23 protein-coding genes, 1 pseudogene and 1 riboswitch are annotated in these 20,973 nt (G+C 36.9%); of the genes and pseudogenes, 4 read left to right on the forward strand and 20 right to left on the reverse strand.

What is annotated here, in order from left to right:
- Positions 1-142: 142 nt before the first annotated feature.
- Genes menH through SPD45_RS13380 form a run of 3 tightly spaced genes read right to left on the reverse strand, consistent with a single transcriptional unit; the run spans position 143 to position 4,075 of the window.
- Positions 143-961 (reverse strand): 2-succinyl-6-hydroxy-2,4-cyclohexadiene-1-carboxylate synthase, encoded by an 819-nt coding sequence (menH, locus tag SPD45_RS13370; protein ID WP_336268282.1) that lies wholly within the window; start codon positions 959-961, stop codon positions 143-145.
- Positions 951-2,684: a 2-succinyl-5-enolpyruvyl-6-hydroxy-3-cyclohexene-1-carboxylic-acid synthase gene (gene menD, locus SPD45_RS13375; RefSeq protein WP_336268283.1), complete on the reverse strand. Its 1,734-nt coding sequence runs from the start codon at positions 2,682-2,684 to the stop codon at positions 951-953. Before menD ends, menH begins: the two co-directional genes overlap by 11 nt.
- Positions 2,681-4,075 carry an isochorismate synthase gene (locus SPD45_RS13380; RefSeq protein ID WP_336268284.1) on the reverse strand — a complete coding sequence of 465 codons (1,395 nt, stop codon included), beginning with the start codon at positions 4,073-4,075 and terminating at the stop codon, positions 2,681-2,683. The genes menD and SPD45_RS13380 overlap by 4 nt, the downstream gene beginning before the upstream one ends.
- A 187-nt stretch (positions 4,076-4,262) precedes the next feature.
- On the opposite strand from SPD45_RS13380, the gene SPD45_RS13385 reads away from it, so the two are divergent.
- The 3 genes from SPD45_RS13385 to SPD45_RS13395 all read left to right on the forward strand — a co-directional run bounded on the left by SPD45_RS13385 (position 4,263) and on the right by SPD45_RS13395 (position 6,451).
- Entirely contained in the window at positions 4,263-5,198 is a 936-nt protein-coding gene (locus SPD45_RS13385; protein ID WP_336268285.1) for a 1,4-dihydroxy-2-naphthoate polyprenyltransferase, read from the forward strand.
- Between the two features lie 87 nt (positions 5,199-5,285).
- Positions 5,286-5,675 carry a hotdog fold thioesterase gene (locus tag SPD45_RS13390; protein WP_336268286.1) on the forward strand — a complete coding sequence of 130 codons (390 nt, stop codon included), beginning with the start codon at positions 5,286-5,288 and terminating at the stop codon, positions 5,673-5,675.
- A gap of 8 nt (positions 5,676-5,683) precedes the next feature.
- Positions 5,684-6,451, forward strand: a complete 768-nt coding sequence (locus tag SPD45_RS13395; RefSeq protein WP_336268287.1) for an NRDE family protein — start codon at positions 5,684-5,686, stop codon at positions 6,449-6,451.
- A gap of 158 nt (positions 6,452-6,609) precedes the next feature.
- On the opposite strand, the gene SPD45_RS13400 is transcribed toward SPD45_RS13395, so the two are convergent.
- Positions 6,610-7,197, reverse strand: a complete 588-nt coding sequence (locus SPD45_RS13400; RefSeq protein ID WP_336268288.1) for an ECF transporter S component — start codon at positions 7,195-7,197, stop codon at positions 6,610-6,612.
- A gap of 172 nt (positions 7,198-7,369) precedes the next feature.
- Positions 7,370-7,515: riboswitch (FMN riboswitch) on the reverse strand.
- A 73-nt stretch (positions 7,516-7,588) separates the two neighbouring features.
- The gene (locus SPD45_RS13405; protein WP_336268289.1) at positions 7,589-8,050 is read right to left on the reverse strand and encodes a GNAT family N-acetyltransferase; all 462 of its coding nucleotides are present in this window, start codon (positions 8,048-8,050) and stop codon (positions 7,589-7,591) included.
- A gap of 131 nt (positions 8,051-8,181) precedes the next feature.
- Here SPD45_RS13405 and SPD45_RS13410 point away from each other — a divergent pair, with 131 nt between their 5' ends.
- Positions 8,182-8,724 (forward strand): thioredoxin family protein, encoded by a 543-nt coding sequence (locus tag SPD45_RS13410; RefSeq protein WP_336268290.1) that lies wholly within the window; start codon positions 8,182-8,184, stop codon positions 8,722-8,724.
- 1,032 nt (positions 8,725-9,756) lie between these two features.
- On the opposite strand, the gene SPD45_RS13415 is transcribed toward SPD45_RS13410, so the two are convergent.
- From SPD45_RS13415 to SPD45_RS13485, 15 genes and pseudogenes are all read right to left on the reverse strand, one after another.
- Positions 9,757-10,464, reverse strand: coding sequence for a Crp/Fnr family transcriptional regulator (locus tag SPD45_RS13415; RefSeq protein ID WP_336268291.1), 708 nt, complete (start codon positions 10,462-10,464; stop codon positions 9,757-9,759).
- Between the two features lie 64 nt (positions 10,465-10,528).
- On the reverse strand, positions 10,529-10,762 hold the full coding sequence (locus SPD45_RS13420; protein ID WP_026907428.1) for a heavy-metal-associated domain-containing protein: 234 nt from the start codon (positions 10,760-10,762) through the stop codon (positions 10,529-10,531).
- A gap of 65 nt (positions 10,763-10,827) precedes the next feature.
- Complete coding sequence (locus SPD45_RS13425) at positions 10,828-11,127, reverse strand: hypothetical protein (protein WP_026907429.1); 300 nt, start codon at positions 11,125-11,127, stop codon at positions 10,828-10,830.
- Between the two features lie 33 nt (positions 11,128-11,160).
- Positions 11,161-11,394 (reverse strand): heavy-metal-associated domain-containing protein, encoded by a 234-nt coding sequence (locus tag SPD45_RS13430; protein ID WP_054788693.1) that lies wholly within the window; start codon positions 11,392-11,394, stop codon positions 11,161-11,163.
- A 192-nt stretch (positions 11,395-11,586) separates the two neighbouring features.
- Complete coding sequence (locus SPD45_RS13435; protein WP_336268292.1) at positions 11,587-13,440, reverse strand: heavy metal translocating P-type ATPase; 1,854 nt, start codon at positions 13,438-13,440, stop codon at positions 11,587-11,589.
- 344 nt (positions 13,441-13,784) lie between these two features.
- A complete protein-coding gene (locus SPD45_RS13440; protein WP_058950415.1) occupies positions 13,785-13,985 on the reverse strand; it encodes a hypothetical protein in 201 nt (66 codons plus the stop codon).
- 125 nt (positions 13,986-14,110) lie between these two features.
- On the reverse strand, positions 14,111-14,989 hold the full coding sequence (locus SPD45_RS13445) for a putative RNA methyltransferase (RefSeq protein WP_336268293.1): 879 nt from the start codon (positions 14,987-14,989) through the stop codon (positions 14,111-14,113).
- A gap of 111 nt (positions 14,990-15,100) precedes the next feature.
- Entirely contained in the window at positions 15,101-15,883 is a 783-nt protein-coding gene (locus SPD45_RS13450; RefSeq protein WP_146938713.1) for a class I SAM-dependent methyltransferase, read from the reverse strand.
- Positions 15,884-15,991: 108 nt separating this feature from the next.
- The gene (locus SPD45_RS13455) at positions 15,992-16,321 is read right to left on the reverse strand and encodes a type II toxin-antitoxin system PemK/MazF family toxin (RefSeq protein ID WP_336268294.1); all 330 of its coding nucleotides are present in this window, start codon (positions 16,319-16,321) and stop codon (positions 15,992-15,994) included.
- Positions 16,311-16,481, reverse strand: coding sequence for a hypothetical protein (locus SPD45_RS13460; protein WP_336268295.1), 171 nt, complete (start codon positions 16,479-16,481; stop codon positions 16,311-16,313). Before SPD45_RS13460 ends, SPD45_RS13455 begins: the two co-directional genes overlap by 11 nt.
- Before the next feature lie 88 nt (positions 16,482-16,569).
- A pseudogene (locus tag SPD45_RS13465) lies at positions 16,570-17,413 on the reverse strand (tyrosine-type recombinase/integrase).
- Between the two features lie 158 nt (positions 17,414-17,571).
- Positions 17,572-17,781 carry an LPXTG cell wall anchor domain-containing protein gene (locus SPD45_RS13470; RefSeq protein WP_336268296.1) on the reverse strand — a complete coding sequence of 70 codons (210 nt, stop codon included), beginning with the start codon at positions 17,779-17,781 and terminating at the stop codon, positions 17,572-17,574.
- Positions 17,782-18,014: 233 nt separating this feature from the next.
- Positions 18,015-20,192 carry a heavy metal translocating P-type ATPase gene (locus SPD45_RS13475; protein WP_336268297.1) on the reverse strand — a complete coding sequence of 726 codons (2,178 nt, stop codon included), beginning with the start codon at positions 20,190-20,192 and terminating at the stop codon, positions 18,015-18,017.
- The gene (locus tag SPD45_RS13480; protein ID WP_336268298.1) at positions 20,185-20,550 is read right to left on the reverse strand and encodes an ArsR/SmtB family transcription factor; all 366 of its coding nucleotides are present in this window, start codon (positions 20,548-20,550) and stop codon (positions 20,185-20,187) included. Before SPD45_RS13480 ends, SPD45_RS13475 begins: the two co-directional genes overlap by 8 nt.
- Before the next feature lie 219 nt (positions 20,551-20,769).
- On the reverse strand, positions 20,770-20,973 hold a 204-nt coding region (locus SPD45_RS13485), incomplete at its 5' end, for a YesK family protein (protein WP_336268299.1).

A 20,973-nucleotide genomic window follows, 5' to 3' on the forward strand; every position in this document is an offset into this window, starting at 1 on the left:
TTAAATAGAATAAATTTCCCTATTCGAATAGTAAAATGGTTCGATCATCTAGAGCAAATCCGCTCCAAAAAATCACCCAAACGTGAATACTCCACGACGACCTCAACCAATAGCTCACATTTTCAAACAAAACGTATTCATTCTATTTTATTAACTGCTTCCATACTATTTTAGCAAATTTTTCTACTTGTTCAACATGCACACAATGTCCTGCCTGTGCTACGACAAAAAGTTCTCCACAACAAAGTGAACGCACCATCTTTTCGTTAATTTGGACGAATTTTTCATCTTGTTCACCGACAATGAGCGTCACTGGCATCGTCATCGCATCTAGCTTGTCCCACCACGATGCTTGCACACCAGTTCCCATCGTTCGTAGTGACATTGCAAGTCCTACTTCACATTGTGACAAACGTTCGGCTCGAATAGTGGCTCGAACCGATTCAGGTAATGCTTTTTGTGTCGCAAATAAAGGGATATTTTCCCACGCAGCGACAAAAGCCTCTACCCCATTCGCTTCAATTTTCTTCGCTAAAACTTCATCCCTTGCTACTCGCGACGTCCTTTCAGCCTCTGTCGCAAGTCCAGGTGATGCACTTTCTAAAAGGAGGGCTTGCACTTTTTCTGGAAAAAATTGTGCAAACGACAATGCCGTTCTTCCTCCTAAAGAATAACCGAGAAGGGTACATTTTTGTACTTCAAGCTTCTCGAGTAATGCATGCAAGTCATTAGAAAATTGCTCCATCGTTCGACCTGTCGAGCAAGTTGTTTTCCCGTGTCCAGGTAAGTCAATACGAAGGACGGTAAACTGCTCGCGTAATGTTTCAGTGAGCATATCCCACGTATGAATGGTCCCGGTAAAACCGTGCAGTAAGACGAGCATATCGCCTGTCCCTTCGACACGATAGCGATAGGTGGCATCTCCAATTGTAAAAAATTGATCCTCGTGTTTATTGGACATATTGCTCCACCTTTTGAACAATTTTTCCCCAAATATCTCGGTGCCATGCTACATTTTCGGCACGATCTGTCTGAACTTCTATGACAGATAGGCCATTCATTTGTAAACTTTGCTCATACTGTTGGATGAAAGCATCGACATCTTCAACAATGCTGTAAATACCTTCATACATATTGACTGCATAGGAGAAGTCAATATGTAGTGGCGTTCCGAATAATGTTTCAAAATGTTTCTCCTCTTTGGACTGAGGTAGAAACGAGAAGATACCTCCACCATTATTATTGATGACGACGATTGTAATGTCAATGTTATAATGTTTCGCCATCCATAAACTATTTAAATCGTGATAAAAACTTAAATCCCCAATAAACAAGGTGACACGTTTTTTCGTGACAGCTGCCATCCCTAACGCGGTTGCGATCGTTCCATCAATCCCACTAACGCCACGATTCGCTTGCACGATAATATTTTTATCCGTTTGGAAGAAAAATGTATCGATATCTCGGACTGGCATGCTGTTTGCTGTAAATAAAATACTATTGTTCGGGACACAAGTCGCTAATGTTCGTGCAGTAATTCCTTCTGTTAGCGTCTTATCCTCTGCTTGCAAAAAGTCTTTCGCTATTTGTTCTGTCACTTGCCATTTATGCAGCCATGTTCGGTCTTCCTTTGCTTCAATATAATGCATCATATCTTCACAAAATCGAACACTATTAGCAATAATATACTGTGTATCATCATTCGTCGGTTCTCGCACCTCTTCGCCTTCTTCAACGACAAACTGTGGCACACGACGATGTTCTGTCGAATAAAACATAAAGTTTTTCGAAATTGGCATCGCACCAAAACGAATCATATAATCAGGTTGAAACTCTGCACGAATTTTTTCAGTACGTAAGACGGCATCATAGGTCGTTATTACTGTATCTTTCTCATGTGCACCTGCTCGGAGTTGTGACAATGGATCCGCCAAAATTGGAATGTTTAACTGTTCACTTAAAGCGATTACTGCATCTGCTAACGTCATATCAAATTGTGGTCCACAAACGATAAGTCCACGTTCTTTTTCTTGCATCACTTTTGCTAATTGCATTAATTGTGTCGGCTCCAAACGTTTTTTTCCTGTATGTAACACATTAAAACGTTCTTTTCGTTTGCCCCAAATATTGTCCAATGAAAAATCAGGGACGAGTGGCTCACGAAACGGGAAGTTTAAATGAACTGGTCCCGCCACAGGTCCTTCTGCAATTCGATATGCACGCCCTGCCCTTTGTCTTACATAATCAAGCATCATATCAGATCCTTCTGGTAAAGCCATTTCTTCAAATATTTTTACAAAATCGCCATACATTCCAACTTGATTGATCGTCTGTGATGCACCGATATGACGTAATTCATGTGGTCGATCTGCCGTTAACACGATAAGGGGCACACGTGCATACCTCGCCTCAACGATAGCTGGCATATAATTTGCTGCCGCCGTACCAGACGTACAAACGATCGCAACAGGCTTTTTCGTTTTCTTCGCAATGCCTAATGCAAAAAATGCGGCAGAACGTTCATCGATGACGACATATTCTTTTATTTTTTTATGTTCACATAACATCATCGCAAGTGGGGTCGATCTTGACCCGGGTGAGATGACGGCATGCGTGAGCCCGCTACGGAATAACTCATCGACAAAGTTACCGACATAGCGGGTTACATTTTCTGTATGATTCATTCGCAATCCTCCAACACATTATACATCGGTAAAAATTTTACCCCTGTTTCCTCATATTCCATCTGTGGATCCGAATCGCGCATGACACCACATCCAGCGAATAATGAAATTTCTTCGCCTTGGACAAGCCCTGAACGAATCGCGACCGCAAATTCGCCATTATGATTCGAATCGACCCAACCAACAGGCGCACCGTACCAACCACGGTCTAATCGTTCATGCTCCCGAATATACGTTAATGCCGCTTCTTTCGGTAAACCGCCGAGTGCTGGTGTCGGGTGTAATTTTTCTACCGTATTAAAAATCGATCTGTTCGCTTTTAATGTCGCTGTCACTGGTGTAAATAAATGGTGTAAATTCCGTAATGTCCATACAGTCGGTTCATTCGGAATATGCACTGTTTCACAATCATCCTCAATACTATCACGAATCATTTGGACGACATAATGATGTTCTTCACGGTTTTTCGGGTCTTCTAATAAATCTTGTGCAATTTGTTTATCTTCCGCTTCTGTTTTTCCACGAGGTGCTGTTCCCGCAAGACATGTCGATAAAAGCTCGTCTCCCTCTACTTGAACGAGTCTTTCTGGTGTCGCACCGATGAAGCAATTATCATCTTCTTTTTCAAATGCAAACACATAACTATTCGGCTGTGTTTCCATTAAACGATGTAACATCCATGCAATGTTGGCACGCTGATTTAACTGCACACGCATTTCGCGAGCGAGCACAATTTTCTTCGCTTCGCCTCGTTTAATTGCATCGACTGCATCTTGCACAGACTGCTTCCACTCATTCGGCGCAATCTCTTTTTCGGCAACAATTTTTTGTCCGGACACTTTCTTTAAAGGTGCCGGTTGTAAATATTGTTTCATTTCTTCTATTCGCAATAAAACTTCCGCAACATTCGTCGTTTCATTCATTTCTATTTGAAATGTTACATAATAGTTATTTTCATGATGTACGACCGTCATCTCTGGAACCATTAAGGCACTCGTTTCATACTTTTCCCATAAAGTCGTTCGTTGTTTTTTCGAATCAAAATCCATCCCGCCAAGAGCAATTGCCCCTGTTCCAACTGTTTCATAAGGGTCATAAATAATGGCATCTTGTACAAATGTATCCCACTGTTGTTGCAATGTATGAATTTGATCATCTGAAGCGATGATCGTCTTCGTTGTACCAATTCCTACGATGGAAAAATCTTTATTTCCATTCGTCCAAAACTGACGTTGTTTTCCTTTATTTTTTGCAGCATTAAATACATCGATCATTATGACTGGTGCAATTTTTTCAGACCAGCTAACGAACAATGCCTTCCTAGCTTGTACAGCTTTTTCTTTCGTTTTATATAAAAAGGACTGTAACGTTTTTTCCTGTAAATCGATCATTACGATACCTCCAATAATACGTAGCATTTTCGCTACTCTTCTATTTTATGCTTATTTTGATAGATTCTCAAGAAAATGGACCATTTTCCACTGTTTTCATTCCATTAAATTGACATGTCGTTGTCCATTCCATAAGATGAATAAGGAGTATGTTTTTTTATTGAGAGAAAGAAGGAGATTTTTTCAAATGGCACATGATAAAACGATGATCAAAGAAGTGTTAAATGAACGAGATGGATTTCAAGTTTGGTGGCGTTTATTACGTCCCCACACATTAACAGCCTCGTTTATCCCTGTCTTTGTCGGAACTGTTTTTGCCTATGTGGAACAAGAAACGTTCCACTTATTATTATTTTTAGCGATGTTAGTCGCATCGATTTTAATTCAAGCTGCGACGAATATGTTCAATGAATATTATGATTTCGTTCGTGGATTAGACAATGAAAAATCGGTCGGTATTGGGGGAACTATCGTCCGTGATGGGGTACAACCAAAAACGGTCTTACGTTTAGCGTTCACTTTTTATGGAATTGCATTTATTTTAGGTATATATATTTGTTATGCTTCAAGTTGGTGGATTGCATTAATCGGAGCAGTATCGATGGTCATTGGTTACTTATATACTGGTGGGCCTGTGCCGATTGCATACACTCCTTTTGGGGAACTTTTTGCTGGCGGACTAATGGGTACTGTCATGATTGCCATTAGTTATTTTATCCAAGCTGGTACTATAACGAAAGAGATGATTTTCGTTTCCCTTCCTGTTGCCATTTTAATCGGAGCGATTTTGATGGCGAACAATATTCGTGACCTTGATAACGATAAAATTAGTGGACGAAAAACGTTAGCGATTTTACTCGGGAGAAAAGGGGCTATTACGATGCAGGCGTTTTTCTTCCTTAGTGCATATGTCATTACGATGTTATTAATTATCGTCGGGACATTGCCCATTTGGTCGCTCATCGTTTTATTAAGTGTTCCAAAAGCTGTGCATGTTATTAGAGGATTCGCTGAAAATACAACACCGCTTGAAATGATGCCGGCAATGGCAAATACTGGAAAGACGAATACGATGTACGGTTTTTTATTAGGCATTTCCATTTTGATTTCTATTTTTATGTAATGCATTTGTCCAAACGGAGCAGTTTTCATGATATAATATCACGAAAGCTGCTCCGTTTTTATTTTAATTTTATTGGAGGATGATACAATGTTTAAGGAAAATAAATTAATGGAAGCATTAGGAATAGAAATCGTAACATTAGAAAAAAACCGTGTCGTCATGACGATGCCTGTCGATGAACGAACACATCAACCAGCAGGATATTTACACGGTGGCGCAAGTGTCTTATTAGCTGAAACTGCGGCAAGTATTGGTGGCTTTTTAAATGTTAACGAAGAAGAAGAAGAAGCTGTTTTCGGTGTCGAAATTAATGCGAATCATTTAAAAAGTAAACGAGAAGGTGTCGTAACCGCAACTGCTACACCAATACATATCGGGCGTACGACACAAGTGTGGAACATCGACATTCGCGATGAACAAGATGCGAAAATTTGTATTTCCCGTTGTACAATCGGCGTCGTAAAAAGAAGAAAGTAGGCTGTCCTATGTGTATTATTAGTTTTCATCAAGGAGATCACCCGACATACAAACTAATCGTCGCTGCGAATCGCGATGAATTTTATAATCGGCCAACTGCTGCCGCTAATTGGTGGGAGGACCATCCCCAATTGCTCGCTGGCCGTGATTTACGTGCAGGTGGTACGTGGATGGCGTTGACGAAAGACGGCAGGTTTGCCGCCCTAACGAACTACCGGGATATGGCAAATGAACATCCAAACCGACAAACACGTGGCGAAATCGTCCCGTCTTTTGTATTAGGCGACGATACGCCAGAAGCGTTTTTAGAAAAATTGCATCAAAATCGCGCACAATATAACGGTTTTAATGTGCTCGTCGGGTCTGTGGACAAGCTGATGTATTATGCGAACCGCCAAGGTGAGATAACATCAGTTCCTCCTGGTACTCATACGGTGAGCAATGCGTTTTTAAACACCCCGTGGCCTAAAGTGGACCGAGCTCGTAAAATGTTAGCGGAATATGTACATTCGGTGGACATTGTCGATGTAGACGTATTATTCGAGCAACTCGCTCTAGTGGAACGCGCACCAGACAATCTATTGCCAAATACAGGCGTGCCGCAAGAATTAGAGCGTGCCCTCTCCTCGATATTCATTGAAACAGATCGTTATGGTACAAGAGCCTCTACCGTTCTGCTCGTCACACACGATAATGATGTCACATTTATCGAACGAACTTTTGAACGTGGAAAATATAAAAACGACGTAACATTTACGTTTACATTAGAAGATTAAGTTGGAATGATGAACACTACGACATGTTTGATGGATATGCTGTAGTGTTTTCTTTTGTCCAGTTGGACGGCGACGCGGCGACATCTGAGGACAATATAAAAATGGTGTCAGTAGCATATCAATTTGCGACCGACACCATATCGTGTATATGTTTTATATTAAGCAGCGCTCGTTGGCACTTTTTTCTTTTCAATCCACTCTTTCAACTTAAAGAATAAAGGTACGAATAAAATACTTACGATAACCCCTTTAATAAAGTTGAACGGTAATACCCCACCAATAACAGCAATCCATTTAGCCGTATCTGTAAATCCAACACCGACAAACATGCCGTATGCAGGTAAAATGATGAAGTAATTTAAAATCGTCATTACAACTGCCATTACTACTGTCCCAATGGTTAACCCGATGACGATAGAGTTGATGCCACTATATTTACGGTATAAATAAGCGACCGGGAATACATATAACGTACCAGCGATAAAGTTTGCTACAACACCTACAGGATCTGTTGCCCCTTTTGCAACGAAGTACATAAGGTTTTTCAAAAATACAACGAGTACCCCTGCAGCTGGTGAAAAAATCATTCCTGCAATTAATGCTGGAATATCACTAAAATCAACCTTTAAATAAGGTGGTAATAGTGGTAATGGAAAACTAATGAAAAATAATACGAGTGACATCGTAGCTAACAACGATAAAACAACTAACTTCAATAACTTTGATGAACTTTGTGACTTTTGCATCTGCTCTCTTCTCCCTTTCATTTTTCTATCGATTCAAAACTTAATGAAGGAAGAAGCTATATTTCAAGTCCCTTTTTACAAATAAAAAAACCTAAAACATGTCGTTTTAGGGCATTATTGTATAGGGAATAAGCGCATATATACAAATTAACGTATATCGCACGAACCATAGCTTCATCTTCTCCCATCCAGACTTTACTGTCGGCTCTGGAATTACACCAGATCAGCCACTATATTATATATAGCAGGTCACGGGCTTAAAGTTTATATAAACTTCTTACCGTCGGTCGGGAATCTCACCCTGCCCCGAAGAATCGATATGTAATTGTAAATCAATCATAAAACATTTTTTTAAAAATTGCAACAGATAAATACCTAAATACTTTTTTGACTAGTGTAATTGTTTTTCCATCAAGACGATCGGCAATGCACCATGTTCTTTTTCTACATCTTCTTCCCCGGTAATGACATACCCAACACTTTCATACAATGCTATGTTTTTCGGTTCTGATTTTCTTACTTTACAACGAATCGTTGACAAGTTTAATCGTTCTGCTTCCACTTCTAAATACGCCAATATCTTTTTGGCGATGCCCTTCCCTTGCATCTTTGGCAACACACTGAGACGTCTAAAATATAAATAGTCCTTTTTTAATACACAACGCACCATTCCAACACGCTCATTCTTTTCAACATAAAAAAAGGCTAATTCCCCGTTTTGTAAATCCTTCCGTACAGATGCTACCGTTTCCTGTAGCGCACTTGTTGGAAATGGGTCATGCTTATAGCGTGAAAATGCTGCCGTCATGATGGCATGTACATCTTTTGCATCGGCTACTGTTGCAACTTCCATGTCGACTTCCCCCGAATATTTTTTCTTTTATCATACGAAAAAAATGGTGCACAAGCAAACACGACACATCTTTACGTTTGTATCTATTTACAGTACACTAGCATTAATCATATAAAAAGGAGCGAACAGTAATGAATTTAAATAATTGGTTTGAAAAAGGACAAACAACAGCACAATATATGGCAGACTTAGCAGATTTAAAAGATGGCTTTATGCAAATTTATGAAAACTTTCAAGTACCCGAAAAAGATATCGAAGCACTTCAAGAAAAACAAACAACACGTGTAATCGTACTTGGGGAAGTGTGGTGTGGCCATTGTATGTTAGATATTCCAATTTTATTCCGTACTTTAGAAAAAGCGAATATTCCAGTTCGTGTATTGCCACGTGATTCTCACTTAGAATTAATGGATCAATATTTAACAAACGAAAAAAGAATTATCCCTATTTTTATTTTCTTAGATGAAGCTGGAAATGAATTAGGCACATGGGGTCCAATGGCACCAGAAGTTGAGAAATATGCAAATAGTTTTAAGAAAAATTTTCCACCAAAAGAAGATCCTGCATATGAGGCTGCATTTAAGGAATACGCGACAGAATCACGTAAAAGATTCACTACGGACGAGGACTTATGGCATACTGTTTACGAAGACATTGTTCATGCGATGAAATAAAATGTAATTTTTTTCAAAAAATATGTTTATAAATGTTTAGGGGGGGTATACTTATGAATGTAAGACTTTCTCGTATTCCCCCTGTAAAATTATGCTTACCTTTAACGGGTTTTAAAATCTGTTAATCGTTGATGTATCAACGGTTGTAAGCATAATTATTTTTTTGTCTTTTTTATTTAAACACTTTAAAATATATTAATTTGGGGCAAGATTGGGGCAAGTATATGTTAGGGGATAAAGGCTGTTACCTTAGTAGGTAATGGCTTTTTTGTAGAAGGAAAAAATATTCACAATCACTATTGTTGTTTCAATTGATGTATGCATTAAATTTATCTGAAATGTTTTTTTTGCTTTCTTATTATACCTTTTATATTATGTGATACCTATTATGAGCTTTAGGATACATAAGCAAACCCGAACTAATTATGAAAAAATAATAAAAGTCATCATGGAAATCAATCTCGATTAGAACTATAACTGGTGGTCGTTTATGGATAAGAAGGAATAAGTTGTATTAAGTAACTAGGAATGCTGTTATATCAATAGATTTAGCGTTTCTTTTAAAATGGCTCTGTTAAAGTTCAATGTTGTTTTATTATAAAAAAACTAGGAACTTCCATTTACTGGAAGTTCCTTTGTTATATATGTTTCCTTATGCAACAATCGCGCCCGATTGTGGAAGATGGTTATTTAACTAAAGCCCCCGTTACTTTAAGTACACTAATTCACAATCCAAATTATAATTTTAACATAAATTTCCAATTACTTAGTTATTTATCAGAGGAATTAGCTTAGTTATTAGGGGGTGTTTTGCTAATGAATTATGCAGTTGACACAAGTTTATGTCGTCTTGGTAAAATAAGTGCCAAATAAGTAGCCATTTCTCTTTCTTTTTGTAGATAAACATTGTTAAATCAACAAAAATTAGCAATCCATTTTATATGCTAATTGGATTGCTAAAAGGTTTGTTATTTTATGTTTTGTACTATTAAACTTAACACGTTAGATGATGGCACGCTACTCTGCTTATATTTATTCAGTATGAAGTAACAATTGATCTAAATCCATTATTTTAATTTTCTTTTTCGGTAACTGTTTAATCAATCCAAGTTCTTCTAGAGTAGTAAATTTACGGCTGATTGTTTCTGGTGTGGTACCAAGATACGAGGCTAAATCCTTTTTGGACATTGGTAAGATAATCGTTGGACTATCGCCACTTCCCTTTTCAACATTCTCAGCTAAAAAGGATATAATGCGGGTTTCTACATTTTCAATCGCTACTTGTGTGGTTTGTTTTTCAGAATCCTTTAAACGCATCGTTACTTCTGACAGTATTTTTAATGAGATCTGCGGATATTCCACCAAATACTTCTGTAAATCACCTCGTTTAATTAAACAAATGGATGTATTTTGTAGTGCTTCCGCATAATTCTCATGAATACTTCCAGGTTGGAAAATGGCGACTTCACCTGTAAAATCACCAGGATTTAAAATGCGAACAAGTTGTTCTTTTCCAGAATCCGATAAGCGGTAAATCCGAGCCTTACCTGAATTGATAATATATAAGGTATCATCTTCCTCATCTGCACGGAATAACATTTCCCCTTTTTTAAGATGAAGTATCTTGGCAGATTCCGCAATCAAATCCATTTGTGAGTCTTCCAAATGGTTGAAAATGGGAACAATACGAATACATTCTGCATGTCCATGTTGGTGATGACAACATTGGTTTTGTTCCAAAATAACCTCTCCCTTTTATAAAAAGCCTAAGAGGGCATCCTAGGCTTCCTTTCTATTCACTCGATTAAGCAGGTTTTACCTTTGATTTGACAACAGGATATCCTAAGTCTTCAATTGCCTTTTCGATATCGTTAATAGCGACTGCTTCTGAATCAAAATCTACTTTTACTTTACTTGCATTGAACATTACTTTCAAGCTATCTTGATTCACACCGTTTATTCCTTTCACCGCATTTTCAATCTTTTGGAGACAAGATGGGCAAGATAAGGTTTCTAATTGAATCGTTGCTTTTTGCATAAATCATTTCCCCCTTCATTTTTTAACGACCGTAAACCAATCTATTCTTTTGTTTTTGAGTTACTTTAAGCCTGATATGCTTTATCTACTTCTGATAACATCTCGAATGTGCCTGCATACGTTTCACATACATCTCCAGGAATGGTGTAGTTGTCTGTGATTTTTCGTAATTGAGCAAATTCAGCATCTAAGTCAGGTTTGTTCGTACCTGCGTCTTTTACTTTTCCACTAATTGTTTCAAACAATTCACGTACTTCAAAGGCTTCTGGGTGATTCTTACCATGGGCCCGTGTAATTGCAGTGGTGTATAAATCCAGTTTTTCAAAATGGTTTGTTATTACTTCGTTAAATGTTTGTTCAGACATTATTCGTTCCCTCTTTCTTGTGATTTTTTGGTCTTAGGCCGATTTTACTTTTGATTTGACGACTGGATATCCTAAGTCTTCAATGGCTTTTTCGATATCGTTAATGGTGATCGTTTCTGAATCAAAATCTACTTTTACTTTACTAGCATTAAATAATACTTTTAAGCTATCTTGATTAACCCCGTTTAATCCTTTCACCGCATTTTCAATCTTTTGCATACAAGATGGACAAGATAATGTTTCTAATTGAATAACTCCTTTTTGCATGAATTATTTCTCCTTTCATCTTATCTTTGATTTTTTTGTTTTCCCTCTTCTTTTTTACAATTTAAGTATAGTTCAGGTTCAACGAAATAAAATTGATGCAAATCAAGTTTTAAGAAAAAGTAGGGGAGTATTTTGTTCTTCCTACCTGAATACTTCCCCTTTATCATTCATCAAGACTGGTTTCTATTAAAATTATTCTCTCAAACGGTATCGAAGCAATCTCATACCATTCAAGATGACTACTAAGATACTTGCTTCATGAACCAACATCCCGATTGACATATTCATCCATTCACTAAATAGTAGGCTGGCAAGTAAGACTAATACCACACCAACTGCTATGATAATGTTCTGTTTCATGTTTCTTGAAGTTGATTTTGTTAAGCCTAATGCGTGTGGTAAACGACTAAAGTCAGAATTCATTAAAACAACATCTGATGTTTCAATTGCAACATCTGTTCCACTTCCCATGGCGATTCCGATATCTGCTAAGGCTAGTGAAGGACTATCATTCACTCCGTCACCGACAAAGGCAATGATCCCGCCTTCTGCTTGCATTTTTTCGATATAAGCAGATTTTCCTTCCGGTAGCATATGACCATGTGCTTCTGTTAACCCAAGTTCTCGAGCAACTAAATCTACGGTTCCTTGGTTGTCCCCAGAAAGAACGACAAGGTTTTTGACCCCTAGTTTTTTCAGTTTTTGAAGATCTTTTTTAACACCTGGACGGATTTGATCCCGAATACCCATCAGAACGTTTAATTCTCCGTCGACCGCAGTTAACACAAGAGAATTCCCATTTTTCTCAAAGCGTTCGACGTCTTTTTTAGCTTTTTCGCTTAATTTCACATTTTCCTTTTCCATTAAAGCTACGTTACCAACGGCTATACGATGAACACCTATTTTTGCTACAATTCCGCCACCTTTAACGACTTCGGTTTCTTCAACAGTAGAGAAAGTTGTCTCGCCAATATCCTGTAGGACAGCTTTCGCTAGTGGGTGGTCCGATTCACGCTCCACACTTGCTAAATATCCTAGAACCTCTTCAGTATTTTTTCCGTAAAATTCTTTTTCGGCAACTTCAGGGTTTCCTACTGTCAATGTTCCTGTTTTATCAAAAACGATAGTATCTACTCTGCTAAAGTCATTGATAACTTCACTACCTTTTAGGAGGACACCATTACGTGCACCGTTTCCGATACCGGCAACGTTGGATACAGGTACCCCGATAACTAATGCACCTGGACATCCTAAAACAAGAATCGTGATAGCTAGTTCAATATCTTTTGAGAAAAACCAAACAATAAAACCAAGGACTAACACAGCTGGTGTATAGTATTTTGAGAATCGGTCAATGAAACGTTCTGCTTCTGATTTGGAATCCTGTGCCTCTTCCACTAATTCGATAATTCTACCAAATGTTGTATCTTCTCCAACACGATCAGCTCGAATTTGGATTGTTCCATTTTCTAAGATAGATCCTGCAAATACTTCAGAATCAACCTTTTTACTTACAGGTAGAGATTCTCCAGTAATACTTGCTTCATTAATGTGACCTTCACCAATTAACACTGTTCCATCTACCGGAACTTTTGCACCCGTTTTAACTAATAAAATATCACCTTCGTCTACATCATCGACATCTACTTCTTCAAATTCTCCGTTTTCCATTTGCTTTAAAGCACTTTCTGGTGCCAGCTCTGTTAATTCTTTAATGGCAGAACGTGTTTTGTTCAAGGTACGTTGCTCCAAGTAAGAACCAAATAAGAATAAGAAAGTAACGATGGCTGATTCCTCATAATTTTGAATCAATACTGCCCCAATAACTGCAATGGTAACTAAAACATCAATACTGACAACTTTTACTTTTAATGCCTGATAGGCTTGAATCGCAATTGGTGCTACACCAAGAATAGATGCAATGATGAGCGACCAATTGAAAATGGCCATGTTGTCTAAGGAAAATCGTCCGAAGAATGCAAGTGCAATCAAAATTGCACTGATCAGTGTAATGGAATTCTTTTTACTTAATATATATCTTTGCATGTTGATTCCCTCCAATTTCATTTTCATTTGTATTCCTTGTTGATGACTCTAGTATAGGATGTTTCTATGAAATAAAAATTGATTCGAATCAAGTTCTATTGTAAAAGTGAAAAATTATAAAAGAACAGCATAACAAAACCAACTGTTTTACGGAATAACTCTTATATATTATCGAACATACAATCACAAAAATTCATTATATTGTACATTCTTTATTCAGCAGGCTTTAGAAAAGCATTATAAACAGCAAACTAAACCGCTCGGAAAATATTCTGAGCGTTTTTATCTTAATATTTAATTTTTCTTCCTCAACTAAACTGCCCGATTTGTGAGCAAAAGCTATCTTATTCTTCGATATTTATTAATTCCGCTTTAACTATTTGATATTTCGTTAATTCAACCGTTTGACCATCTTCATTTTCTACAGGAATAAAATCCGTTGTAATACCTGAGTATCTACTGCTAATTGACCCTTCGATTCTTACATTTTTAAACTGCTCTCCAGTTGATACTGTAATGTTGTATACGTGTATCTTTTTCGCCATAATATCCTCTCCTCGTTTTAAAGTCTTTTGCCCCTTAATCTAATTTAGATTTAGTATCAACTCCTCCACAATCTGGCCCGATTCTGGAACACCATTATGCAATTATCGCGCCCGATTGAGGTAAATTAAGACGTACTTTTTACACCAATCAAAATATCCAAATCAACAGTTATTCCAGTAGAATCTAATTTTAAAAATGAATCAATCTGTTCTTTTTCTGCATTCCAAGCTAGTGGAGACATTTGAATAAGGTTCAATAATTCTGTTTGCTCTAATTCCTTAAAATAACTAAACCTGAAATTATTTACTAACTGGAAGTTTTGTTTAAATAGCGATATGGTTTCTCCATTGGTGTAGGCTTTTTTATCACTGTTCGTAAAAATTACCTCTCGCAATTCTTTGAGATAATTAGGACGAGGTACAATTTTCACTATGATACCTTCAGGAGCCAGAACTCTTTTGAACTCCATATAATTAGCAGGTGATAGGATATTCAAAACCACGTGACTTGACTGATCAGTTAGAGGAATATTCGCCAAATCACCAACAAGCCAAATCGGATTATGATAATTTTTAGAAGCCATTATAATGCCTTCTTTTGCAATATCTAATCCAATCCCAGTGATTGCCCTATCGCGACATTCATTTATAATTTTTTGTAAATGTGAACCCTCGCCACTTCCTGCGTCGAAAATAATAGTTGGGTAATGGAATTCGTCTAAATGCTTACCAATTATTTCTGAAACTTTCTTGTGTAATGAGGAGTATAAGTTACTTTCCATAATTATTTTTTGTCTAGCTTCAAATAAATTTTTATCATAATGTTGATTGGAGGGGCGAGTTAACATATTGACATAGCCCTGTTTTGCAAAGTCAAATGTATGGTTATTCGAACAAATGAGGCTTTTAAAATCAACGACTTTCATTGAACGATGACAAATCGGACATCTAAATATGTCCACTATCTCACTTACCACTTTTGCACTTTTTTCTTTATTGGTCATACCATCTTTCCCTTTCTACAAATCAATACATCCTTTGAACCTTATTCCGTTAAATGGCCCGATTCTGGAACATCATTATGCAATTATCGCGCCCGTTAATGGAACACAGCTTCAAATATTCTTTAGTTTTATTGCTCTTGTAGCAATAAATGTTTTAATGTACTTATCTAAAATTCTTGTGCCGCCAAAATCATCTTCATAAAAACCTGAAATCACAAAGCCAGCATCAATCTGCCCTTGGATTTGGTCTTCTAAAGTATGAGCATATTCTATGGTGTTGTTTGATTTGATATAATCTTGAATTTCATCCTTGGGCAAATAATCTAATGTCGATGAAGGTATGGAATTTTTAACATCAAGGATGCCTTTTCTTTCCTGATTATCATCAAAAATCCATAGTAATGGATTAGTAAATCCAGCAATTAAAATACCTTTATTTTTTAATACCCTCGATATTTCATTCCATACAGGTTTAACGTCCTTGACAAATAAATTGGAAACTGGATTAACAACAACATCAAAATATTCATCCCCGAAATCACTTAGGTCTGACATATCACCCTGTACCGTTCTTAAAGTTAATCCATCACGTTCTGCCACGATTTCATCTTGTTCTAATTGCTTTTTAGAAATATCGGTAACGGTTACATCTGCTCCAGCAGCAGCCAAAATAGGTCCTTGTTGACCACCACCAGATGCCAAGCATAATATCTTTAATCCATCTATAACTTCTGGAAACCAATCTCTTGGTACTGACTTTTCTGTTGTAACAGAAATCTCCCATTTACCAGTTTTGCTTTTTTCAATAGTTTCACTACTCACTCGTTGAGTATATCTAGAACCTTCATCAACTTTCTTATCCCAAGCATCACTATTATGTTTTATTAAATCCATTATTTTTCTCCCCCAATAGTAAAGAAACTAACCTTCTTAACATATCTGTTTTAGTTTAAGTTCTTCTCAACAATCATTTGGCCCTATTGTTGAATTAATAACTAAACATTAAAATAACTTTCTACACATATTTAATACGTTTTCAAGATCATGGTTATGTAATTCTCCCAAATAACGTTTCAATTCTGTGCCATGAATGGAAGTAATTTTGGAAGTACGTACAACAGACGGTTTTAATAATCCAGCCTCTTCCCAATACTCTAAGACAATGTCAAATTGATTTCTTGGTTTCTGACTAGTAACTGGTGCAACAATAACATCTATATCCAAAGCTAATTCGTTTCCAACAATAACAACAGGGCGCTGTTTAGTTTGCCGTGTACCTTTAAATACAACATCTGCCAACCAAACTTCACCCTGCTTCTTTTTACTGCTCATTGTATATATCATCCTCTTCGTTATCCCACCAAGTATAGTTTTCCCCCAATAAAATAACGTCCTCGGTCATATATTTTTCTTTAATTTTATCAAGTACCTTTTTACGTTCTTGTTCACTTAACATGTCAATTTCTTTTATGATTTTATCAGGAATAGACATATAAGTCACCTCCGTTACTCTATCTACTTATTATACCTTATTTTTTCGGTAACATAAATGTTCAATTTGATTTAACCTAAAAAATACGTTAAAAATATTTACTATAAAAGTCATGTCTTAATTTCCCACTAAGATGCGCATAGATCCTTGTTGTTTCACTTTTTTCATGACCAAGAAGACTTTGAATTATGTCAAGTGGAGCGCCATTATCAACCATATGCGTTGCATAACTGTGACGTAATTGGTGAGGATGAATTGTTTTTTTGATTCCAGCTCGATTAGAAATACGTTTAATAATGTATCTAAGCGAATCTATGCTCATTCGTCTTTTAGGGTTACGTTCTGTGACAAATAAACAGGGCTCATCATCATCACGCTTTTCCAAATATCTTTGTAACCAAATTGCACAGCGAATATTAAAATAAACTTCCCTTTCCTTATCACCTTTCCCGTGCACGATGACGGAGTTCTCCATGAAATTAATATCTTCTCTGTTTAACTTTGCAACTTCTCCAATTCTGCAGCCAGTTTGAATAAAAAAACTCAAACAAAGCATTCTCCATCGGTGTATGACACCCTTCACGTAGATGTTCAATTTCATACTTGGAAAGAAATTTCAGAATACGCTGTCCTAACTTAGGTTCTTTTAACTTCGCTGCTGGATTTTTCAGAATATATCCTTCTTCATGTATCGACTTAAAAAGCGATTTAATGAAACGGATGCGATGACCCAAACTAGAAGGTTTCAAATGTCCGCCTGACTCAATTAGATACTGCTTTAATTTTTCAGTTGTAAATTCATCTATTTTAATATCACCTAAATAACGCTTTAGTAGTTTGTATTGAAAACTATACATCTTCAAAGTGAGAGGGGAATAGCCCTCGATCTTTTTATCAGACTGGTACCTCTCCCATGCTTCCGATAACAACATAATTTCACGCTCCATATTATGAATCAATTATCTTGATTCCAGTATAGACACAATGAAAAACGTTTATTCAACAATCGAAATGTAAAGTTATGTAGTGGCAAACGCTCTATAACAGAAATAGGCACAACCCTAATTAAAGAATGGTGCCTGTTTGTCAGCTACTTGCTAAACAATCTGCGCCTGTTAACTTTATAAAAAATTATCCTAGAGATGTTATTTTTCTTTTTTGATTTCCCAAATAAGCCTAATGCAGCTGCTATGGCAATACCTATAGCAACCCAGACACTTGTACCCATCGTTTCCGTCCCCCCTTGTCTTATCCATCTATTATTTTCTGCCCAATCAGTTGGGTTCTGCAATTCTTTCAAAGTAGTGCTCCATATAACCATCAAAACGGACCAGTTAAGCAAGAATCGGTGCAGTTTTTATTCCATTCTTGCGCCCGATTGCGGAAGACCGATTGTTTATCTTACATGATTTGTTTTGGGATAAGGACTTTTTCTTCAAATTGAAAAGCCCTTAAATTATGCACCCCTATATAGATATACTAAAAAGTTATTCGCAAGCGTGATTTTATTGTTCTGTTTTAAACCTCTTAAACCTATTCATCTTCATCCACGCGCATAAGCCTTAAACCATTTAGTGCTACTAAAAGAGTTGCACCCATATCCGAGAGAATAGCAATCCAAAGTGTTAACCAGCCCGGAATGACTAGTAATAAGGCAATAAATTTAATAGCAATTGCAAAAGTAATGTTAGCTTTAATTATATTTAAAGCTTTTCGACTAAGTTTTACAGTGAACGGAAGTTTTCTCAAATCGTCTCCCATTAAAGCGACGTCTGCTGTTTCCAAAGCCGTGTCTGTACCAGCTCCACCCATTGCAATACCCACTGTTGAGGCCGCCAATGCAGGTGCATCATTGACACCATCTCCTACCATAGCTACGTTTCCGTATTCGGATCTTAATTGTTTTATATAGTCTAATTTGTCCTGAGGCATCAGATTAGCTCGGATATCAGATACCCCAACATCACTGCCTATTGCATTCGCAGTACCTTTGTTATCACCTGTGAGCATAATAGTCTTTTTAATGCCAAGTTGATGTAACTTTTGAATAATTTCCTTACTTGATTCACGAACTTCATCAGCAACTGCAATAATTCCAAGAATTTCTTTTTCAGTTCCAATAATCATGGCTGTTTTGCCTTGATTTTGAAGAGCTGTCACATTTTTCTCAAAGTCATTATCGAAATCAGTTTTCGATAATTCTTTAAAGAGTTTCGGGCTACCGATATAATAAGTCATCCCATTTACAATCCCTTTAATACCCTTACCTGTAATAGAAGAGAAACCCTCTACCAGTACATCAGAATATGAAATATTTTCTTCTTCTGCTTTTTTCATGATGGCCGAAGCAAGAGGATGCTGGGAACGATATTCTAATGCAGTGATGATTGCCAATAATTCTTTTTCATTCATTTGATTATTTAATACAGTAAAATCAGTTACAACTGGAACACCTTTTGTTAATGTCCTTGTTTTATCGAATGCGATTGCCTTTAAGGCACCCATTTCTTCTAAATACACCCCACCTTTAATAAGAACGCCTTTTTTCGCAGCATTCCCAATTGCTGAAACGATAGAAATCGGAGTCGATATGACCAACGCACAAGGACAACCAACAACTAGAACAGCTAATCCTTGATAGATCCATGTTTCCCAACTGCCACCAAAGAGTAAAGGAGGGACTACAACGACTAATGCTGCAATGATCATAATGATCGGTGTGTAATATTTCGCGAATTTATCGACAAATGCTTGCGCTGGAGCACGTTCTCCTTGTGCTTCCTCTACAAGATGAATAATTTTAGAAATTGTTGTATCTTCTACAAGTTTTGTTATTTTTACTTCAAGTAATCCTTCTTCGTTTAAAGTACCTGCAAATACTTCATCATCAACCGTTTTTCCAACGGGTACTGATTCACCTGTAATCGCTGCTTGGTTGACAGCAGAGTAGCCATTTACGACTACACCATCCATCGCAATCTTTTCACCAGGCTTTACAATCATGATATCCCCAACAGCAATATCATCGACATGAATCATCATTTCTTGTCCATTACGTCTAACGAGTGCTTCTTTAGGGGCGATACCCATAAGAGAACGAATCGAATTTCTTGCCCGATCCATGGAGAATCGTTCAAGCTCTTCACTGATAGCAAAGAGAATGACAACAAGAGCAACTTCACCCCATTCACCAATAATGGCTCCACCTATAACAGCTACTGTCATAAGGGTTCTCATGTCAAATTCAAAGCGTAATAAGTTTTGCAAACCTACTTTAAAAAGCGACAATCCACCTACCACCATTGATGCTAAAAATAATAGGGTTGTAAGAAGATTCTCTTCTCCATTTACAAAGTAAGAGAGATAACCGAAAACAAGGAACGAAGTTGAATAAAGCAGTGTACTATACTTTTTATAAAATGGAACTTTTTCTTCTTTCGTATCATCAGTTGCCTCTTGCGAAACATTGTGGGCAGACTTTTCAGGAGTTACTTTAAGATTCTCAAATGCACCGGCTTTTTCTAGTTCTTCAATTGTTGAATGGCCGTAGACAGAAATTTTAGACGCACCAAAATTTACTGTTGCATCCTCAACGCCAGAAAGCTGTTTTACATTATTCTCAAATTTCCCTGCACAGTTTGCACAGGTAAATCCTTGAACGCGATATGTTTTCATTTCTTGTTCAGATAATTTAGCTTGTTGATCAGACATTTACTTGCACCTCTTTCATATGCGTTAATCCGATAACAAATAACTGTTCAACATGCTCATCATCAAGCGAATAAAATGACAATTTACCTTCTTTTCTAAATTTCACAACTCCTTGCTTATGGAGTGTGCGTAAGTGGTGGGAAGCATTTGCAACCGTGACACCAATAATATTTGCTATATCACAAACACATAACTCTTCACCTTTATACAAAGCAAAGGTAATTTTTGCCCTATTTTCATCAGCAATAGCCTGAAATAATTGGGCAACACTAAAAATGTCTTCTTTTTCTAGTTCTCCTTGTATTCGATTAACTTTTTCTTCGTCATAACAATAAATTTCACAAGAATCTTTATTCATTTTCTCACTCCTTTTTCATTCAAGCTTACACTTGAATATAGTGTAACCATTTTACGTTTATCATTCAAGCGAATAGTTGAATGAAAATAAAAAGAAGAATCGGGGTACGTAATCCGATTCTTCTACATAAATACGTAAAAACTCTCCTCGACAAAATGGCCCGATTCTGGAACACCATTATGCAATTATCGCGCCCGATTGTAGAATTATTTTGTTATATTAGTAATGGTTTTTATCGCTTATTTTATATAACAATACAATTGCAATTAGAGCAATTATAGAGGCTACAAATAGGGATAGACTTACTGCACCCAATCCCATTCCTTCCCAACCTCCAACAACAAAACTAATGAAGAATAGGATAATGCTAATAAAAACAAATACTAATAATAAAAACACTTTCTTTCCAATGTCTTTAAATAT

The sequence above is a fragment of the Pseudogracilibacillus sp. SO10305 genome (assembly GCF_037072005.1).
Taxonomy (GTDB): domain Bacteria; phylum Bacillota; class Bacilli; order Bacillales; family Amphibacillaceae; genus Pseudogracilibacillus; species Pseudogracilibacillus intestinigallinarum.

What these genes read in the sequence shown, in the direction of transcription:
- menH (WP_336268282.1), bottom strand. Translation starts at nt 961, where the DNA reads ATGTCCAATAAACACGAGGATCAATTTTTTACAATTGGAGATGCCACC.
- menD (WP_336268283.1), bottom strand. Translation starts at nt 2,684, where the DNA reads ATGAATCATACAGAAAATGTAACCCGCTATGTCGGTAACTTTGTCGAT.
- SPD45_RS13380 (WP_336268284.1), bottom strand. Translation starts at nt 4,075, where the DNA reads ATGATCGATTTACAGGAAAAAACGTTACAGTCCTTTTTATATAAAACG.
- SPD45_RS13385 (WP_336268285.1), top strand. Translation starts at nt 4,263, where the DNA reads ATGGCACATGATAAAACGATGATCAAAGAAGTGTTAAATGAACGAGAT.
- SPD45_RS13390 (WP_336268286.1), top strand. Translation starts at nt 5,286, where the DNA reads ATGTTTAAGGAAAATAAATTAATGGAAGCATTAGGAATAGAAATCGTA.
- SPD45_RS13395 (WP_336268287.1), top strand. Translation starts at nt 5,684, where the DNA reads ATGTGTATTATTAGTTTTCATCAAGGAGATCACCCGACATACAAACTA.
- SPD45_RS13400 (WP_336268288.1), bottom strand. Translation starts at nt 7,197, where the DNA reads ATGCAAAAGTCACAAAGTTCATCAAAGTTATTGAAGTTAGTTGTTTTA.
- SPD45_RS13405 (WP_336268289.1), bottom strand. Translation starts at nt 8,050, where the DNA reads ATGGAAGTTGCAACAGTAGCCGATGCAAAAGATGTACATGCCATCATG.
- SPD45_RS13410 (WP_336268290.1), top strand. Translation starts at nt 8,182, where the DNA reads ATGAATTTAAATAATTGGTTTGAAAAAGGACAAACAACAGCACAATAT.
- SPD45_RS13420 (WP_026907428.1), bottom strand. Translation starts at nt 10,762, where the DNA reads ATGCAAAAAGCAACGATTCAATTAGAAACCTTATCTTGCCCATCTTGT.
- SPD45_RS13425 (WP_026907429.1), bottom strand. Translation starts at nt 11,127, where the DNA reads ATGTCTGAACAAACATTTAACGAAGTAATAACAAACCATTTTGAAAAA.
- SPD45_RS13430 (WP_054788693.1), bottom strand. Translation starts at nt 11,394, where the DNA reads ATGCAAAAAGGAGTTATTCAATTAGAAACATTATCTTGTCCATCTTGT.
- SPD45_RS13435 (WP_336268292.1), bottom strand. Translation starts at nt 13,440, where the DNA reads ATGCAAAGATATATATTAAGTAAAAAGAATTCCATTACACTGATCAGT.
- SPD45_RS13440 (WP_058950415.1), bottom strand. Translation starts at nt 13,985, where the DNA reads ATGGCGAAAAAGATACACGTATACAACATTACAGTATCAACTGGAGAG.
- SPD45_RS13445 (WP_336268293.1), bottom strand. Translation starts at nt 14,989, where the DNA reads ATGACCAATAAAGAAAAAAGTGCAAAAGTGGTAAGTGAGATAGTGGAC.
- SPD45_RS13450 (WP_146938713.1), bottom strand. Translation starts at nt 15,883, where the DNA reads ATGGATTTAATAAAACATAATAGTGATGCTTGGGATAAGAAAGTTGAT.
- SPD45_RS13455 (WP_336268294.1), bottom strand. Translation starts at nt 16,321, where the DNA reads ATGAGCAGTAAAAAGAAGCAGGGTGAAGTTTGGTTGGCAGATGTTGTA.
- SPD45_RS13460 (WP_336268295.1), bottom strand. Translation starts at nt 16,481, where the DNA reads ATGTCTATTCCTGATAAAATCATAAAAGAAATTGACATGTTAAGTGAA.
- SPD45_RS13475 (WP_336268297.1), bottom strand. Translation starts at nt 20,192, where the DNA reads ATGTCTGATCAACAAGCTAAATTATCTGAACAAGAAATGAAAACATAT.
- SPD45_RS13480 (WP_336268298.1), bottom strand. Translation starts at nt 20,550, where the DNA reads ATGAATAAAGATTCTTGTGAAATTTATTGTTATGACGAAGAAAAAGTT.